The 16,935-nt window shown below is 47.9% G+C and carries 15 protein-coding genes and 1 tRNA gene; 8 read left to right on the forward strand and 8 right to left on the reverse strand.

The window, feature by feature from the left end:
* Positions 1 to 136: 136 nt before the first annotated feature.
* The 7 genes from ACSHWX_RS09890 (at position 137) to ACSHWX_RS09920 (ending at position 9,241) form a co-directional block, all read left to right on the forward strand.
* On the forward strand, positions 137 to 1,486 hold the full coding sequence (locus tag ACSHWX_RS09890) for a homoserine dehydrogenase (RefSeq protein WP_435668064.1): 1,350 nt from the start codon (positions 137 to 139) through the stop codon (positions 1,484 to 1,486).
* Positions 1,487 to 1,550: 64 nt separating this feature from the next.
* Positions 1,551 to 2,540, forward strand: coding sequence for a class II fructose-bisphosphatase (glpX, locus tag ACSHWX_RS09895; RefSeq protein ID WP_435668049.1), 990 nt, complete (start codon positions 1,551 to 1,553; stop codon positions 2,538 to 2,540).
* 420 nt (positions 2,541 to 2,960) lie between these two features.
* Positions 2,961 to 3,467, forward strand: coding sequence for a hypothetical protein (locus ACSHWX_RS09900; RefSeq protein ID WP_435668050.1), 507 nt, complete (start codon positions 2,961 to 2,963; stop codon positions 3,465 to 3,467).
* 165 nt (positions 3,468 to 3,632) lie between these two features.
* The gene (locus ACSHWX_RS09905) at positions 3,633 to 5,189 is read left to right on the forward strand and encodes an LA2681 family HEPN domain-containing protein (RefSeq protein ID WP_435668051.1); all 1,557 of its coding nucleotides are present in this window, start codon (positions 3,633 to 3,635) and stop codon (positions 5,187 to 5,189) included.
* Between the two features lie 336 nt (positions 5,190 to 5,525).
* Positions 5,526 to 5,867 (forward strand): DUF1579 domain-containing protein, encoded by a 342-nt coding sequence (locus ACSHWX_RS09910; protein WP_435668052.1) that lies wholly within the window; start codon positions 5,526 to 5,528, stop codon positions 5,865 to 5,867.
* Between the two features lie 140 nt (positions 5,868 to 6,007).
* Positions 6,008 to 7,798, forward strand: coding sequence for a single-stranded-DNA-specific exonuclease RecJ (recJ, locus tag ACSHWX_RS09915; protein WP_435668053.1), 1,791 nt, complete (start codon positions 6,008 to 6,010; stop codon positions 7,796 to 7,798).
* Positions 7,799 to 8,002: 204 nt separating this feature from the next.
* Positions 8,003 to 9,241 (forward strand): class I SAM-dependent methyltransferase, encoded by a 1,239-nt coding sequence (locus ACSHWX_RS09920; RefSeq protein WP_435668054.1) that lies wholly within the window; start codon positions 8,003 to 8,005, stop codon positions 9,239 to 9,241.
* Positions 9,242 to 9,329: 88 nt separating this feature from the next.
* On the opposite strand, the gene ACSHWX_RS09925 is transcribed toward ACSHWX_RS09920, so the two are convergent.
* From ACSHWX_RS09925 to ACSHWX_RS09940, 4 genes are all read right to left on the reverse strand, one after another.
* Positions 9,330 to 9,857, reverse strand: a complete 528-nt coding sequence (locus tag ACSHWX_RS09925) for a 2TM domain-containing protein (RefSeq protein WP_435668055.1) — start codon at positions 9,855 to 9,857, stop codon at positions 9,330 to 9,332.
* A gap of 106 nt (positions 9,858 to 9,963) precedes the next feature.
* Positions 9,964 to 10,722, reverse strand: a complete 759-nt coding sequence (locus ACSHWX_RS09930) for an SDR family NAD(P)-dependent oxidoreductase (RefSeq protein ID WP_435668056.1) — start codon at positions 10,720 to 10,722, stop codon at positions 9,964 to 9,966.
* Positions 10,722 to 12,275, reverse strand: coding sequence for an ArnT family glycosyltransferase (locus ACSHWX_RS09935; protein WP_435668057.1), 1,554 nt, complete (start codon positions 12,273 to 12,275; stop codon positions 10,722 to 10,724). The genes ACSHWX_RS09930 and ACSHWX_RS09935 overlap by 1 nt, the downstream gene beginning before the upstream one ends.
* A gap of 71 nt (positions 12,276 to 12,346) precedes the next feature.
* Positions 12,347 to 12,883, reverse strand: a complete 537-nt coding sequence (locus ACSHWX_RS09940) for a NuoB/complex I 20 kDa subunit family protein (RefSeq protein WP_435668058.1) — start codon at positions 12,881 to 12,883, stop codon at positions 12,347 to 12,349.
* Positions 12,884 to 12,953: 70 nt separating this feature from the next.
* Here ACSHWX_RS09940 and ACSHWX_RS09945 point away from each other — a divergent pair, with 70 nt between their 5' ends.
* Positions 12,954 to 13,856 carry a helix-turn-helix domain-containing protein gene (locus tag ACSHWX_RS09945; protein ID WP_435668059.1) on the forward strand — a complete coding sequence of 301 codons (903 nt, stop codon included), beginning with the start codon at positions 12,954 to 12,956 and terminating at the stop codon, positions 13,854 to 13,856.
* Between the two features lie 24 nt (positions 13,857 to 13,880).
* Here ACSHWX_RS09945 and ACSHWX_RS09950 read toward each other — a convergent pair whose 3' ends face one another.
* From ACSHWX_RS09950 to ACSHWX_RS09965, 4 genes are all read right to left on the reverse strand, one after another.
* On the reverse strand, positions 13,881 to 15,359 hold the full coding sequence (locus ACSHWX_RS09950; protein ID WP_435668060.1) for an ArnT family glycosyltransferase: 1,479 nt from the start codon (positions 15,357 to 15,359) through the stop codon (positions 13,881 to 13,883).
* A gap of 148 nt (positions 15,360 to 15,507) precedes the next feature.
* Positions 15,508 to 15,583: transfer RNA gene (locus tag ACSHWX_RS09955), tRNA-Glu, on the reverse strand.
* Between the two features lie 118 nt (positions 15,584 to 15,701).
* Entirely contained in the window at positions 15,702 to 16,151 is a 450-nt protein-coding gene (locus tag ACSHWX_RS09960) for a YcbK family protein (RefSeq protein ID WP_435668061.1), read from the reverse strand.
* 121 nt (positions 16,152 to 16,272) lie between these two features.
* The gene (locus ACSHWX_RS09965) at positions 16,273 to 16,689 is read right to left on the reverse strand and encodes a VOC family protein (RefSeq protein WP_435668062.1); all 417 of its coding nucleotides are present in this window, start codon (positions 16,687 to 16,689) and stop codon (positions 16,273 to 16,275) included.
* Between the last annotated feature and the right edge of the window lie 246 nt (positions 16,690 to 16,935).

Raw genomic sequence — 16,935 nt, forward strand, 5'->3', positions numbered from 1 at the left:
TGTAGAGCGCTTTATGGAACGAAATGAGTGGACACCAACCCGCTTTGGCCGGGAGTTGGCGTCTGATCCGCAATTTGTATTCAACCTTCGTGAAGGGCGCGAGCCTCGCGCCGAAACAAGAAACAAGATTACCGATATGATCAAAACCATCGAAAAACAATCCACAAATGCTAATGCTCCGATACGTATAGGTGTTGCAGGTGTTGGCACCGTTGGCGCGGCTCTTGTTTCCATTTTGCAAAGCCAGCAAGATGATGTTCAAAAGCGTTTTGGGCGCGATATCGAAGTAACCGCTGTTTGCGCTCGTTCGCGCTCACGCGATCGCGGCGTCGATATGAGCGAAGTCGAATGGTTCGACGATCCTGTTGCCCTCGCAAAGTCTAGCTCTATCGATCTTTATGTTGAACTGATGGGTGGCGAAGATGGTCCGGCGCTAGCCAGCATCCGCGCAGCGCTAGAGGCGGGGATTCCGGTTGTCACCGCAAACAAAGCGCTTATCGCCAAACATGGCGTTGAAATTGCGCGCCTGGCGGAAAAGCATAACACCTCATTCAATTTTGAAGCGGCGGTCGCCGGCGGCATTCCGGTTATTAAAACGTTGCGTGAAGGGCTTGGGCTTGCTCGTGTGCAACGCGTTTACGGCATTATGAATGGTACTTGTAATTATATCCTAACGCGCATGTCCAACGAAGAGATTTCATTCGCGTCATGTCTAAAAGATGCGCAAGAATTGGGATATGCAGAAGCGGACCCAACTTTTGATATTGAAGGGTTTGATACAGCACACAAACTTGCAATTCTTACGAGCCTTTGTTTTGGCGTTGAAATCGCTGCCGATCAAATGTTTGTTGAAGGCATTACCCGCATTGATCAGGCTGATATTAAAGTGGCTGACGACCTTGGTTTCAACATCAAGTTGCTGGGTGTCGCGCAACGCACGTCGGATGGCATCGAGCAACGCGTTCACCCGACATTGGTTCCTAAAACGTCCACAATTGCAGGCATTGATGGCGTGATGAACGCTGTGGCACTTGAAACCAATCATGTGCAAGAATTGTTGATGGCCGGCCCCGGTGCGGGCGGTGAAGCCACAGCTGCTTCTGTATTGGCCGATATTTTTGATAGCGCTCGTGGTACTTTGGTGCCGCCATTGGGTATGCCCGTTGATCAGCTTGCGCCTTATCAAAAAGCCAGCATGCGTGCGCACGAAGGCGGTTACTTTATACGACTAAATGCTAGGGACATTCCGGGCGCACTTGCTGCTATAGCCTCGCGTATGGGGGAAAGTGATATTTCGCTGGAAAGCGTCATCCAACGTCCAGATTTGGTTGTTAGTGACCCTGAGGCGGGTGATGTAGCAACACGGACAGTGGTTTTAATCACGCAAGAGACCATGGAGCAAACCGTGCGTCAAACCCTTGATCGCGTGGCAAAAGACGGTTTCATCGTCGGTACGCCACAGGTTATTCGTATTGAGCGGTTTTAGGCCAATTTGGCCGATCTGCTTATAGTAATTGGTTATGGGCAAACACTTATAAGAGGCGTCGAAAATGGCAACAACTGCAAAATCAGCAAAAGGCCAAACAGCGATTGTTGACCGCAATCTCACATTGGAGATTGTAAGGGTCACTGAAAATGCGGCCATCGCGGCGGCTGAATGGCGCGGCAAAGGCGACGAAAAATCTGCCGACCGTGCCGCAGTTGAGGCCATGCGCAAAGAGCTTGGCAAGGTTTCTATTGATGGCCGGGTGGTTATTGGCGAAGGCGAACGCGACGAAGCACCCATGTTGTTTATTGGTGAAGAAGTCGGCATAGGCGAGGGCGCTAAAGTAGATATCGCCGTTGATCCACTTGAGGGCACAACATTGTGCGCCAAAAACCAGCATGATTCTTTGGCCGTTCTAGCCATGGCCGAACGGGGCGGACTGTTGCACGCGCCAGACGTTTACATGGACAAAATCGCCGTTGGCCCCGGATACGAGCCAGGCATTGTGCAAATCGATCGCTCCATCACCGAAAACGTAAATGCCTTGGCCAAGGCGCGCGGCGTTTCAGCTGCTGAAATCACTGTTTGTGTGCTGGATCGTCCAAGACACTCTAAAATTATTGATGAATTGCGCGAAATGGGTGCCTCGATCAAATTGATCAATGATGGCGACATTGCAGGTGTCATTCACACCACCGACCGAGAAGAAACCGGGATCGACCTATATGTGGGCACCGGCGGTGCGCCAGAAGGCGTGTTGGCGGCAGCGGCTTTACGTTGTGTAGGTGGGCAAATGCAGGCGCGGTTGGTGCTGGACACAGCGGAAAAGCGCGAACGCGCCGCACGCTTGGGCATTGAAGATCCAGACCGTATCTACAACGTTACGGATTTGGCTTCTGGTGATGTTTTGTTCGCCGCAACCGGGGTGACCGATGGGTCGATGCTGGCTGGCGTAAAAATTCGCCCAAACCACTTTGAAACCTCAACAATTGTCATGCGTTCTTGGTCAAAGACAGTACGTTGGATCAATGCACGCCATTTGCGCGACAACTAGGTTTTAGTTTATTCACAGATACTGATAGAGGAGGGCTTCAGCGATGAAGCCCTTCAAGGGGTCGGTTCCGACTGAGTGTGAAATGAAACTCGAAGAGTAATTCGCTACCAACCCTTTGCAAACTATTGGTTATGATATGGTTTGTGTAGCACAAAACTACAGCTTTTCATGCATATAGAGCCTATGTCTCAAACGAACGTTTGCGAAACAACCAAATGACTGGTTTGAGCCCAAAGCAGACTTCGACCAGTAGGGCCTGTTAGCGATTGTATATTCAAAATTGTTTCTATTCAGAGCATTAGCCAAGTTGCCAAGGATATCCACATTCATTACACATCGGGTTCTGAAACAGTGTGAGTTGGGAAAGCCGTAGATGTGCGTAGAATTCGAGGCATGTAGCGACATTCGTTTGGTGGCGGTTTGAAAAACTTATTGAACAAGGCCAGGTCTGCGCAATTTCTTAGTTTGCTTACGGTGATAGTTTTGGGTTCTGGCGTCATTATTCATTTTGCAGGTCAATTCGGATATCGAGAAGAAATGCGAAAATGGGGCCTCACTTTGTCATCGTATACGATGGGGAGTATTCCGGTTATCCAAACTGTTGTCGACGGTTTGAATCAAGACGAATACGTTCATGGATACGCGCAGCTGCCGACGGCTTGCCCATTTCAATTGGGAGTCGATGCTGAGCTAACAAGCATTGTAATAGCAAAGAACCGTCAAGAAGATAACTCTAGTATTACGGTCATTAGTCCATTGGGTAGCTGGGTCATTGCAAACGCCGGCAAGAGTTATGGTGACGACTTTTTTATAGTTGCGTCTGACAGTTTAGATTGTTCCCCTCCAAATTGTGCTGCAACATTGTTTTATGACTCTTGGCAGACTTGCATGTTGGATAGTTTCGGTAGGCGATCGGACGCATTTTAGTACTAATTGGCTTCCTTCGACGTTTTTTAGGTTTCAACGCCGACGACCGCTCTGAGCCCTTTTTGCCAGACTATCACAATACGACTAGTGTCTGCTTAGGAGAAATCCTAACGTGCGACAGTTTCAACATTTGGAGGTTTTTACGTAAAACCTTGAGGGGCTATGATGTCATCTGAAAAAATCAATCAGCTTTACAAACTTAGAAATGAAGACCCTTTAGCAGCCCTATTGTTTCTCAACGAGTTGGGCGATAGTCGGGAAGAACTGTTGCCAAAGGCGGTTGTGCTTATTGATTGTGGCGCCGCTACGAATAACTTTGAAGCTGTCAGTCAAGGCGTTGAGATACTTGGCAGGCTAATAAAAATAGCCAAACCCAATTCTGGACTCTTTTACAATTTGGCAAACGGACTGCAAATCCGTTCGCGGGTAAATGACGAGCTATCATCTCCCGTTGCCGGGCCGCAGTTTGAAGACCGTTTTCAAGCAAGAGTAAATTTCGGAAAGGTCATACGTGATAACCACGCATCTCCCGAACTGAAATCGCAGGCGTTGACCAATATTGGAATACTTCTTCTGGAAACTTCCCGTTGGGTAGAAGCTCTTGATTGCTTTCAGAAAGCGTTGAAAATTTTACCGCGAAACGGGGTCGCTGCATATCAAGAGATGCGGCATTCGATGAGCCTAGCGGGATTGTTTTATAGGAAGACAAAAACTTATCAAAGCTATTGTCATGTCGATACAATGCTTGAGCGCGTTCGACAGCTTTCTGATGTGGTTTCTTCTAACTACGACACCGTAGAGGAATTTTCTGGGAAGGACGCTTTGTCATCGGTTCAGAAAGCCGTTGAGGATGCTGCTAAAATCAAACCTTGTCCCCAAAAGAAAATTGATAATCCATTTTTCGCATTCGTAGCAGAGCAGGGCTTGGCTCTTTCTCTTTATTGTAGCAATGACGAGTTTTCTTCCGGCCGCTTTGATTTGTTGACGATCCCCTCGGTTCAGGCGAAGCCATCCGACAAGCACCATGGTCCTGAAATTTTTGCAATGATTAATGTGATGAAATCTGACTATGCTTTTGCTAGGCAGGTTTTCTTTGACGTATGGGAGTATGACACTGATACGCCGTTCTTTGAGACAACCTCTCGCGCGGATACTTTAGACTATGCCGTGTACGGTGTTCGCTATTCAGCGCTAACAAGTGCGCAACGTATTGTGTTTGATATACTGGATAAAATTGCTGTTGCTCTGGCCTGCTACTTAGATATGGAGAAAGCAAATAAAACTGACTTTACCAAGGTTTGGGGCAGTAAAAAAAAGGGTGAGGGTTTTAAACTACATGAAGAGATCAAAGCTTCTTTAAATTCAGGCAACCCCGGTCTCATTGCGCTCTACAATATTTTTCACGATATCTCCAAAGATGATAGCCGAGGGCACGGTTATATGGAGGCACACAAGACCTACAGAAACACCTCTACGCACCGTTTTTCGGTTCTTCATGATGACATGATTTCCAACGACTATTCTTCTGCATCGTTTGCTGTTGATCATATAGATATTTCAAAGTTTGAGCGTCTAACTCTGGATTCACTGAAACTGGCAAGAGCAGCGCTGTTCTATTTGATAGATATGATCATCTTTGCCGAAGAGGTGAAGCATTCGGATGATGAAACCATTGTGGTATCATCAATAGTCCCCGACCATGACTATATCAGAGGGCGGTAACAGCTCATGGGTAAAGTTTTTGCGACGTAAAGCTGCCTTTGGCGCAAAAGCAGCAAAATGTCGTTTTGTCCGCATTGCTGACCTTAGAGTGTCATTTCGCACTCAGCCGGAACAGACCCCATTTATGTTGGTTTATATTTACAATAAGAACATATAGAGAACAAAAAATGACATGATCATTCTAGGATATCATCCACGCAAGGACCAGCAGGCATTTCACCCGACTTTGATTTTGAGTTTGGGCAATGGCAAGTAAAACATCGCAGACTCAAAGAAAGGTTGGTTGGCAGCAGGGATTGGGAGGAGTTTGATGGCTATTCGCAAACGCAACCTGTATTGGGCGGTAATGGCAATATCGAAGACAATTTACTGGAATTTCCAAGCGGCCCTTATCGTGCCATCGCCATACGTTCGTTTGACACCACAGCTCAAACTTGGGCGATCTGGTGGCTTTCTGCCAATGAGCCGCATCAACTTGATGTGCCGGTCGTCGGTAAGTTTGAGAATGGAGTTGGATCATTCTTTGCCAATGACCGTTTCGATGGAGATCCAGTAATCGTTAGGTTCTTATGGCTGCGCACAGACACAGATTCACCTCGATGGGAACAAGCGATGTCAGTTGATGATGGTGAAACATGGGAAACCAATTGGACAATGGATTTCGAACGCGTTGGCTAAGAATGCATACATTTTTTGTCAATTGTGAGTAGCGTTGGGAAGAAGAAAGCTCTACGCGAGTTTGTCAGTTGCGGATTAGAGGAGCGCCATCGCCATGTTTTCACTCGACGAATTGCTCATATATCGTTAGCACTTAACCTATGTTGCAGCGAAATAAGAACTTTCTTGGGGTCGAAAAGTCCATCTCTGGTCGCCAATGGTTGGACCGGCTGGATGAAAAATCTGTTCGTCTTGCAACCGCCATGTCCCAGCAATTTGAAGTCAGTGAAATTGTTGCGCGTATTTTGGCGGGCCGGGGCGTTGCACTGGAAGAAACCGAACAGTTTTTAACACCCACCCTTCGCGATTTAATGCCGGACCCTAATCTGTTGACCGGCATGGAGCCATTGGTGGATCGGCTTGTTCAAGCGGTTCAAAACAATGAGCAAATTGCCCTGTTTGGTGACTATGATGTTGATGGCGCCACTTCCGTCGCATTGGCAACGCGGTATTTCACCGGAGTGGGCCTTGACCCGCTAATTTACATTCCAGACCGGATATTTGAAGGCTATGGCCCTAACAATGGCGCTATTGATCAACTGATAGACGATGGTGCAAACTTAATCATCACGCTGGATTGTGGCACAACAAGCCACGGGCCAATAGAACATGCCAAAGAGCGCGGCGTCGACATTTTGGTGATCGATCACCACATGGTGGATGGGGAACTGCCCAAGGCGGACGCATTGGTCAACCCAAATCGGCCTGACGACATTTCGGGGCTTGGGCATTTGTGCGCCGCAGGTGTTACTTTCATGGTGCTTGTCGGGCTAAACCGAAAATTGCGGGAAGTTGGCGTTTCTCCTTTGCCAGACCTAATGGGCATGACCGATTTGGTTGCTCTTGGAACCGTTTGCGATGTTGTGCCGCTTAAGGGTCTAAACAGAGCCTTCGTACAGCGCGGCATTGATATTATGCGCAAAGGGTCGAACATTGGCATCGGCGCGCTGGCGATGGCTGCTCGGGTATCTGGGCCGCTTAACCCCTATCACCTTGGTTTTGTTATTGGTCCGCGCATCAATGCAGGTGGCCGAATAGGCGACGCAAGTATTGGCGCGAAATTACTTTCCACCAGCGATGAACATGACGCGATGCACATGGCAGCCCAGCTTGACCAGTTAAATGCTGAACGCCAGAAAATCGAAAAACAAGCGGTTGACGAAGCTATCGCGGTAGCGGACGCAGAAATTGGCGACGGGGAAGGGCCTCCTGTGCTTGTCATGGCGTCGCCAGATTGGCATCAAGGCGTTGTTGGACTTGTTGCATCGCGTTTAAAAGAACGCTTCAACCGACCTGCATTTGCTATTTCACAGCGCCCGGATGGCAGCGGCACCGGTTCTGGCCGATCTATTCCAGGTGTCGATCTAGGCGCTGCGGTGCTTGAAGCTGTTGCAAAAGGCATCATCACAAAAGGCGGAGGCCATGCCATGGCTGCTGGCATTTCAATCGGGTCTGGTGAAATCGGTACATTTCGCACTTTCCTGAGCGAAAAACTGGTCAGCTCAGTTGGTGAGGCGCAGCAGGATACAGGCATAAAGATCGATGCGGCACTGACCGCGCGTGGCGCAACGATAGATTTCATGCATGCCATTGAAAAGGCGGGCCCATTTGGCGCAGGCAATTCGGGCCCAGTTTTTGCGTTACCCGCCCACCGCGTCACTTTTTCAGACATTGTTGGGGTTGGCGGACATGTAAAAGTCAGCCTTGTTTCCCAAGACCGCGCGCGTCTTAACGGTATCGCATTTCGAGCAGCTGATACGGCACTCGGACAATTTCTGTTAGAAGCAAGAAATTCTGATCCGATTCATATAGTTGGCACGTTATCTATAAACCATTGGCAGGGCCGCGAAGAGGTTCAGCTAAGAATTATGGATGCAGCACCAGCCGGATAGTATCAAGCCATGCAAGACCCAGAAATTAACGCTATTTTGATGGCCCGCAAATTGGGGTTGCATCAAAAAAAAGCCTCGTTAAACTTATATTTGTAAATTGAGGAGGCTTGGCTGTACCAAGTTCTAAGATGATTGGCGCAACTTCGCGCACTGAATCAGTCATTGAATCAACGTCTTAGGGTTTGATTGTACCAGGTTTATAAAATGAGTGACTTTGCTTTAGACCACGCGAAAAATTCACCAACATTGTCTGCCAAAATCATGTCGGCAATTGTTGGATTTATCGGCAAACGTTCTGTTGGCCGGATTAAAATTGGACATCTAAAAATAGTTTTACCCTCGGGGAAAAGCATCTCGTTGGGGGATAAATCCAATGATGGCCCAAAGGCGATTCTTCGTCTGAACAACTTCAATGTCATATGGGAAGCAGCGCAGCGCGGAACGGTGGGTTTTGCAGCCGCTTACATGAACGAGGATATCGAGTGCGATGACCTTGTGAAAGTATTCTCGTTTTTCTTGCTCAATCGCGATCAATTGGTTGGCTCTAAACCGAACTTTTTCAAGCGTACTGCTCAAGACATGGCTTACCACCTGTCGCGGCAAAACACCAAAGAGGGCTCGAAGAAAAACATTTCCGAGCACTATGACCTTGGAAATGACTTCTATGCCCTTTGGCTCGACCCCACGATGATTTATTCATCGGCGTATTATACTGATGAAAATCAAACACTTACCGAAGCGCAATGGGCAAAGAATCACCTCGTTGCGGATTTGGCTGGCCTTAAAGAGGGCCATTCTGTCCTCGAAATCGGATGTGGTTGGGGCGCGTTTGCAGAAACGGCAGCCAAAGATTACAAAGCGGAATTAAAGGGGATAACCCTTTCAACCGAACAGCTTAAATACGCTAAAGATCGTATGGAAAACAAGGGTTTATCCGATCTCACCGATTTAGTGATCGAGGATTACCGCGACACAATTGGTCAGTTTGATCATGTTTGTTCAATCGAAATGATTGAGGCAGTTGGCGAAGAACATTGGCCCGCCTATTTCAAAACGGTACATGACCGTTTGAAACCGGGTGGCACGGCTGCGATTCAAGCGATTACCATCAATGAGAGCGATTTCGAGGACTACCGAAAACACGTCGATTTCATTCAGCGCTATATCTTTCCCGGCGGCATGTTGATGACGGAAAAAGCGATGAAAGATCAAGGCGATGCGGTTGGTTTGAAGTTGGAAAAACAAGAGCTTTTCGGCCAGTCTTACGCAACGACATTACGCATTTGGCGTGAGCAGTTTTTGGCGGCTTGGCCGGAAATCGAGAAGCTTGGCTTTGACGACGTTTTCAAACGCAGGTGGATCTATTACCTGTGTTATTGCGAAGCTGGATTTGCCGAAGAAATGATCGATGTTGGGGTCTATCAATACCGCCGGATCGACTGAAACGGAGCGGGGATAAGTGGGTGAAACATGTCCCACTTTGTTTCACTTAGTTCGCTTTAGTTTGCCGAATTTCCTGAAACGTCCCAACTTAGTTTCCTGTCTTATCAGCCCGATTGTTGTCGTGCGCTTCCATCCGTTTTTGAAATTGGCGTTGTTCCCATTTGGGACCCAGCAGGTTCAAAAATCCGAACACAGTTAAAAAGTGCATCGCGACGGCAAATCCCCAAGGAAAAATCGCCCACACGACCCACCATACGCCCGGTGTAAGCCACGCATTGAACGCCACAAGACACGGTGCGACAATGACGAAGACGATTAGATGCCGGTAAAACTCTTTGAGGTTTTTCACATATTTGATGGCTTCAGTTTCGCGGTAGGATTTTTGGTCGCCATCTATTTCTAAATCCGCATGCTCAGCTATTTGATTTTGCATCTCTTGCTCCTTAATCAAATCTGCCACATTGGTTTCGAAAACGGACGCAAGGCACTTTAAAGACTCCAAGTTTGCGGATTTGCCGCTTTCGATACGTTGGACCGTACGGGCGCTCAGTCCGGCGACTTCTGCCAACTGTTCCTGTGTCCAACCTTTATCAATTCTTCGTCTTGCTATGCTCATTTTTAAATCTCAATTTGTGGCAACGACTGATTATCGAATTGAAGGATGGGTGAACACGACATTTGTGCGACAGGTTCACGACATTGATCAGACATGCCAGTTTTCCCTAGCTTTTCATCCTATTTGAAATGAAGCTCATCAGCCTTCCATATATGGCGTCTGGCAATGCTGCCATCAAGCGCATGGGCCAAATCAGGCGTTTGGGGAACGCGACCTCGAACCTGCTTGGATGACACAACCCGTCCCATATCCGATCAATTGCTTTTTCAAGCGGCATGAGAAATGGCATTGGAAATTGATTGCGTTGGGTAAGCGGCGTGTCGACGAAGCCGGGCAAAATCAGTTGGACATCAATCCCTTGTTTGGCGTGTTCAAGCCTTATGCTTTGCGCCAGATGGGCCAAAGCAGATTTTGTAACCCCATAGCTTGTGGTTCCCGGTAGGGCCCGAAATCCAACTGGTGATCCAATGAGTGCAATATGCCCATTCTCGTGAGTGCGCATTTGGTTCAAGATCGGTTCTAATGTCGCCGTGCAGCCCAGCAGGCCAACATCTAGGGCATTGCTGATCTCATTGTGCAAACCCTCTTGGTTGCCGGCACTCACTGCACAAAACACATATAGGTCAATTGGTTTTGCTCGGTCGCACAGCTGATTGGCTGCCAGTTTGCAAGCAGCATGGTCGCTGACATCAAGTGGAAGCGACGTGATGGAATTATGTTGGGTGGCAATTTGATCGAGAAGCTCTACGCGTCTAGCTGAAATGACAACGTCATATCCCTCGTTCGCCAAGCGAACAGATAGAGCTGCGCCCAATCCAGAACTTGCACCGATCACCCATGCTGTTTTCCGCTGGGCGACTGCCATTAGTTTGCCTTAGCCAAATCTGGCTTGACCAAGTCAGTTGGGCGCGGCGTGTAGTTTGTGCCAAGATAAAGTTCATATTTCAATAATGGATAGCCTAAACGCTCAACCATGAACTCATCGATTTTTTTTAGCTCTTCAAACCGCTGTTGGGTTTCACCCATACTGCCAAACTCGTCTTGTAGAATAAGCCCTGTGCCGCCTGCAATTGCTGCGCGATCTTCCCAAATATCAAATTGGGTTGGGCGGCCTTCAATCGCGGTTATGTCGGTGCGGCGCATGGCGAAGGAAAGCTGAGAAGCTGATTGAAACCGCGTTGCTGCCACGAATGTAGGTTGATGCACTTGCTCAGCTTTTTCAACAAACTGGGCAATCTCATCCCAGCCATAAACGGTCGCCGCTTCAATATCGCGTTGCCCCAACAGATTGGCGACGGGGGCGACCGTGTAATTGATCCCGACGAGCGTGATCAGCACAAGACCAAACCAAATATGCGCAAGTGCCAGCCACCGCTTCATGGCAAGCACAGGCAACATCACCAACATCAAAATGTAAGAAAGGTCGCTCCAGTACCACAGGGTAAAGGAGAAAAACGCGATGAACATAAAGGTTCCGGTCGACATAATGGTGACCAGCCGGGCCAGCCAAATGCCAATGCCGTAAAAGTCACCTTCTGTTTTTTCCCTAAACAATCTGATGAAGGGCGGCACCAAAAAAGGGCCGAAAAGCACGATGGTGACCAACACGAAGTTGAAAAAACTGTCGGAATTGAAAGCTGACAGCCAATCAGACCCGTGTCTATCGTTTAGATGAAAACCAAACGAAGCGAAGGAGCGGTTGTAATTCCAATAAAGCGTTGGGACTTGCATGATCACAGTAAGCAGGCCCGCGAAATAGATATGCGGTCTCGCTAATATGTGTCGCAATTTCGGGTGGCCAATGACCAACAGGGCGATGGCTAAACCCATGAACACAGCACTATATTTCGTAAGCCCCGCCAGACCCAAAAGAACAGCACCAGCATAAAGCTGATAGAGCTTTGCATTTTTTGACGACGCTTCGTCGCCCAAATAGCAAGTGAAGAAATACATCGCACCCAGTGACACGAAAATCAACAGATGGTCGTGATAAACCAAGGTGGTCCATACAAATATAGTGGGTGAGGTGGCGATCATCAGGGTGATGAACAAAAGGCCCTTGCGCTGATTGAGGGGAACAACGCGCGCCGCATAAAGCCACAAAAACCATACAGAACCAATTGCGGTCAAAACGGAGGCTATCCGTAAGCCAAACAGCGACGTGCCGAACACCGCGTCTGTGAGGCCCAAGAGCCAACCAGCAAGTCCTGGATGGTCGAAATAGGAAAGAGCAGGGTTTTGGCCCCAGAGCCAGTAATAGGCTTCGTCGCCAAGCGGATGCATTGTAAAGCTGGTAATCAGCTTTATCGCGACCAGATAGACCAGCACGGCGACCATGAACTTGTTTGAAAAAGGAATTTGCACGCGCTGCGTCATATCCTTTGATCCATCCGCGTTTGACCCAACTGTCTTGGCCATATGCGCCCCTTATTCACCGCCAATACTTGCTGATTGCTATAATAGGTTTAGGCGAGGAGGGCCAGAACTCATTATCTCTCTATCGTGCCCGTGCGTCTGATCTTCTTTTGCAGCAACATCACCGCATACATCAGCGCCTCAGCGCTTGGTGGGCAACCCGGCACATAAATGTCAACGGGAATCAATCTATCGACGCCACGTACTGCAGAATATGAATAATAGTAGTAACCACCTCCATTGGCGCATGAGCCCATGGAGATCACGTATCGCGGCTCCGGCATCTGATCATAGATTTTGCGCAATGCCGGCGCCATTTTATTGGTGACCGTGCCAGCGACAATCATCAAGTCGGCCTGTCGCGGCGTTGCTGGGAAGGCCATGCCCAAACGTTCAAAGTCATAGCGTGACGTTAAAAACTGCATCATTTCAACAGCACAACAAGCAAGGCCGAAGCTGAGCAGGTGAAGTGATCCTGTGCGGGCCCAATTAATCAGTTTAGAAGAGGAGGTGACCAAAAACCCCTTGTCGGCAAGTTGATCTGAAAAGGTACTCCAATCATCATTGGATTGACGTTGACTAGATAAAGTTGGCGCATCTGAATTGTTCATGCTCTGGTTCCATTGTTTCCATGCGAGAACAATTTCGGTTTTGGCAGAAACAAGATAGAATGAATGCGACATGGTAGGCCTAGCAAAAACTTTGATGTCTGAAATCGATAAATCAAAAGCCAAATCTGAGCTGCTTTGGCCACAGGGTGACATTGCTGCCTGTATGCCCACAGGTGTTGTGCGCGATACGCGCGGTGCAAACCTTGGCTTTTCTGATCGATTTAACAATTTTCCCAAGTCTCCCTATTGCGCCATTTCATGGATATTAAAGGGCGATTGTCGTGTTTCTGAAGATGGGGGTGCCGATCCAGAATGTTGGTCGCCGCTACCTCAGGTTTTTGTGAGCGGCCCTACGAACCAGCCCACAATCTCTTGGAACGAGGGCGATGTTTACGCAGTCACATTGGGGTTTCTGCCAGATGCCTGGTTTGCGCTGACAGGGATCGACGCTTCAACAATTGCAAATAAGTACATTGATGCAGGTAAAATTTTACCCAATGAGCTTTTGCCTTTTCTGGATATTTTCACTGTAGATGGAGATGCTCAGGAAGAGTTTGCTCATCTTCAGCAGATATTGGCCCCAATCTGGGCCAAGAGACGGCCCAGCCATGCAATCATTCCCAACGGCTTGGTGGATTGGATGCGCCAGGGGCTTATGCAATTAGCGACCGGCGGTGTTGGCCGCAGCACGCGACAAATTCAACGCCGGATTAAGCACTGGACAGGTTTGACGCAAAGGGAATTACAATCTTATGCGCGGGGCGAAGAGCTTTATAAGAGTTTCATTCATCGGCGGGAAAACGATGATTTCAGTTTTTCCCAAATTGCCGTTGAAAATGGCTATGCCGATCAATCTCATTTAGGGCGTGACGTAAAACGGATAACCGGTCTATCGCCTAAGCAACTGAATGAATTAATCGATCACGAAGAACGGTTCTGGTATTTTCGCCTGCTCTATGAGTTTTACGGATAGCCGTTCGCCAGTTCTCGTTGAAGATCAGCGAATGAAGTCCTCACCCAAATAGATATCGACCTTGTTGATCAATATGTCATCGCGTTTAAACTCTACACTGGTCAGTTGTGTAAACGTCTTGAACCGAGCCGCTGTTTCTTCCAAATCACCAAACTGATCATGCAGAACAATTGCGCGTTCGCCTATCTCTAGGTTTTTGCGATCTATAAAGGTGAAATGAGTCGGGCGCGGCGACAGGTCATAAATATCAGTACGGTTGAGTTCGTGCGCGAGTTGACCCGCAGTTGAATAGTGGGTCGTTGCAATCGCCGCGTCAGGATATTCAGCCTTAAGGCGCTTTATTTCAGATCCAAATTCAGACCAACCATAAACACGCGCCACCTCAGGGCTTTGCCCGCCCATCACCATTTCAATTGGTGCGTAACTGTAATTAAACGTCGCGTAGACAATGAAAACAGCACCCAACATGAAATGAATAGCTAAAAGCCAAACATTGCGCACCAGCATAGGCAAGAATGGCAGCATGAGCGCATAAGCAATGGAACTCCAGTACCAATGGACGGTGCCTCTGGTTGCTAACGCCAGGAACGTGATGAACGAGAGTGCAATCGTCAGTCGTGCGATCCAAATCGCTTGCTGGCCAAATTCATTCAGTGGTTTTTGTGGTCGAAAGATCATCAATAGCGGGATGAACAAAACCGGACCAAAATAAATGAGCGTGGACAAGACAAACCGCGTGAACGTAACGGTGTTGAATGTCGAGAAAAGCGGCTGCTCAAAACGGTCAACCAGATGCAGCTCAAAAGAAGCAAACCCGTTTTGAATGTTCCAAATCAGAACGGGCGACAGCATGGCGAGGCATAATATGCCCGCTAAATAGATATGTGGGCGCTGGAGCAAGGCGCGCAGTTTTGGGTGGCCTATGACCAGCATTGCAATGCCAACCCCAATGAATGCTGCATTGTATTTTGCTAGCGCTGCTAAGCCCAACATCAAAGCGGCTAAATAAAGTGGCGCAACAGAAGTGTCTTTGTCTTTTGCAAAGGCGCTGAAATAGTCACTGAACGCATAAGCCGCCGCAAGACCCAAGAAAATCAGTAGGTGATCGTTATAAACGATAGATGTCCAAGCAAACAGCGTGGGGGAGGCCAAGAACGCCGCAATCATAATCAGAAATGAAACGGTCGCTCTTTCCGGAAATAAGCGCTGGGCGAACAACCAATAGACATAAAGGATGCCCACAAAACTGATAAAAGTTGGGATGCGCATGCCCAATACATTGTTGCCAAACAGCTGGCTGGTGAGACCAATGATCCATGCGTTCAGGGGCGGGTGGTCAAAATAGGAAAGTGCGAATTGTTGCCCCCACACCCAATAATAGGCCTCGTCTGCGGCTACGATAGTGATGGCGCTGAATAAGACCTTGGCAAGCAAGAAGACAATTACAATCGCCAACAGTGGATAGTAGCGCCGCTCTAGCGCAAATACATTTGGCCAATGCACGGCACACATCCTCAAATTTGCACCCAATTGCTTTGGGCCAACAACTGGGTAGCAGAACTTTGTCACCAAGCGCCAGATGTCGTTGAATTCCGCGCACAAAAAAACCGGCCATAAAGGCCGGCTTTTGTTTCGCCCAACTAACAAAAGTTGGTGCGCCCTACGGGACTCGAACCCGTGTTTCCGCCGTGAAAGGGCAGCGTCCTAGACCACTAGACGAAGGGCGCTAGCGAACTGTGAAGACCGTATATTGGCCTCTGACGAAAGACGCAAGAGGCAATTTGGTTTTTTTGTATATTTTTCCAAAAAATGCTGATTTTTCAAACGAATTTGACGAGTTTGGGATCAGCAACCCTTAAATAAAACCGGGCGACGGTAACCGCGTGGCCGACCTCTTATGTCCACATGAACAAATTTTCGACCGGGATAACAACCAAGACCGCCAACTTCACCGGTTTTCTTTAAAAAGGCGATCAGCTTAGATTTTGAAACACCGGGGATGAATATATCCGCCGCCATGCATTTTTGATGGAAAGAGCCCCAAGCACCGCCAACTTTCCAGTTGTGGAACGGATTACGGTATCCTGATGTGACGATTGGTTCTCTGCCAAAATGCATTCTAGCTTTCCACAAAATAAAACGGAGTTTGGGCAAAAGGCAAAATGTTTGCACCTTTGAATGCTCAACATAAACGCCAAATTTCTTTTTATATTGCGGACCACCAGACAATCCACCAAGCGATGCACAGCCGGTCAGAATGGTTAGGCTTATTAAAATGGCAATGCACAGGCGCATGATTGGCTCGTAACTTCATGTTTTGGTTTCTTAGAAAACGAGCCGTTAATATAAACCGGCGATGCCTAATCGCCGGTCAATAAGGATAGTTAAGATTTTATCTTTTTGAGCAATTATCGGTTTACCATTCGCCGATGTTAGCCATGGATGCCCAAGGCTCTTTCTGCTCTAGATCACCTTCTTGCAATAGCTCAATCGAAATATTGTCTGGAGAGCGAACAAACGCCATGTGTCCATCACGCGGTGGGCGATTTATAGTGTAGCCCATATCCATCAAATGCTGGCAGGTGGCGTAAATATCTTGCACACGGTAGGCGAGGTGGCCAAAGTTTCGTCCACCATCATATCCTTTTTGATCCCAGTTGTGGGTGAGTTCAATCTCGTTTTTCTCTTCTCCCGGAGGGGCAAGAAAGATCAGCGTAAATCGGCCTTTTTCATTATCAAAGCGCCGTGTTTCTTTCAAACCAAGCCCTTCGCAATAAAATTTCAAGCTCTCATCGACGTCCGAAATTCGGACCATTGTGTGCAAGTATTTCATACTGATTCCTCGTTAATTGGTTTGACCATTTAATATCACGGACTGGCTGTTCAGCAATCACGATATTTGAATATTAAAATCTTAGTTCCATATGTTGTTGATGTAGTGGTGTTTTTAATGATCGCGTACGGTTAAGTCCCCATGCGCATTTTGCGTTGGTTAACAAAATCTAATTATTTGCTTAACAAATTGCTCTGAATCGGACAAACTTGGATATTAGTAAAGTGTAACCTGCTTGTGGTGGGG

This window comes from Maritalea sp., from assembly GCF_051251695.1.
Lineage (GTDB): Bacteria > Pseudomonadota > Alphaproteobacteria > Rhizobiales > Devosiaceae > Maritalea.

Coding starts and splice junctions, on each gene's coding strand:
- ACSHWX_RS09890 (WP_435668064.1), top strand. CDS start 137: ATGATCAAAACCATCGAAAAACAATCCACAAATGCTAATGCTCCGATA.
- glpX (WP_435668049.1), top strand. CDS start 1,551: ATGGCAACAACTGCAAAATCAGCAAAAGGCCAAACAGCGATTGTTGAC.
- ACSHWX_RS09905 (WP_435668051.1), top strand. CDS start 3,633: ATGTCATCTGAAAAAATCAATCAGCTTTACAAACTTAGAAATGAAGAC.
- recJ (WP_435668053.1), top strand. CDS start 6,008: ATGTTGCAGCGAAATAAGAACTTTCTTGGGGTCGAAAAGTCCATCTCT.
- ACSHWX_RS09920 (WP_435668054.1), top strand. CDS start 8,003: ATGAGTGACTTTGCTTTAGACCACGCGAAAAATTCACCAACATTGTCT.
- ACSHWX_RS09925 (WP_435668055.1), bottom strand. CDS start 9,857: ATGAGCATAGCAAGACGAAGAATTGATAAAGGTTGGACACAGGAACAG.
- ACSHWX_RS09930 (WP_435668056.1), bottom strand. CDS start 10,722: ATGGCAGTCGCCCAGCGGAAAACAGCATGGGTGATCGGTGCAAGTTCT.
- ACSHWX_RS09935 (WP_435668057.1), bottom strand. CDS start 12,275: ATGGCCAAGACAGTTGGGTCAAACGCGGATGGATCAAAGGATATGACG.
- ACSHWX_RS09940 (WP_435668058.1), bottom strand. CDS start 12,883: ATGAACAATTCAGATGCGCCAACTTTATCTAGTCAACGTCAATCCAAT.
- ACSHWX_RS09945 (WP_435668059.1), top strand. CDS start 12,954: ATGGTAGGCCTAGCAAAAACTTTGATGTCTGAAATCGATAAATCAAAA.
- ACSHWX_RS09960 (WP_435668061.1), bottom strand. CDS start 16,151: ATGCGCCTGTGCATTGCCATTTTAATAAGCCTAACCATTCTGACCGGC.
- ACSHWX_RS09965 (WP_435668062.1), bottom strand. CDS start 16,689: ATGAAATACTTGCACACAATGGTCCGAATTTCGGACGTCGATGAGAGC.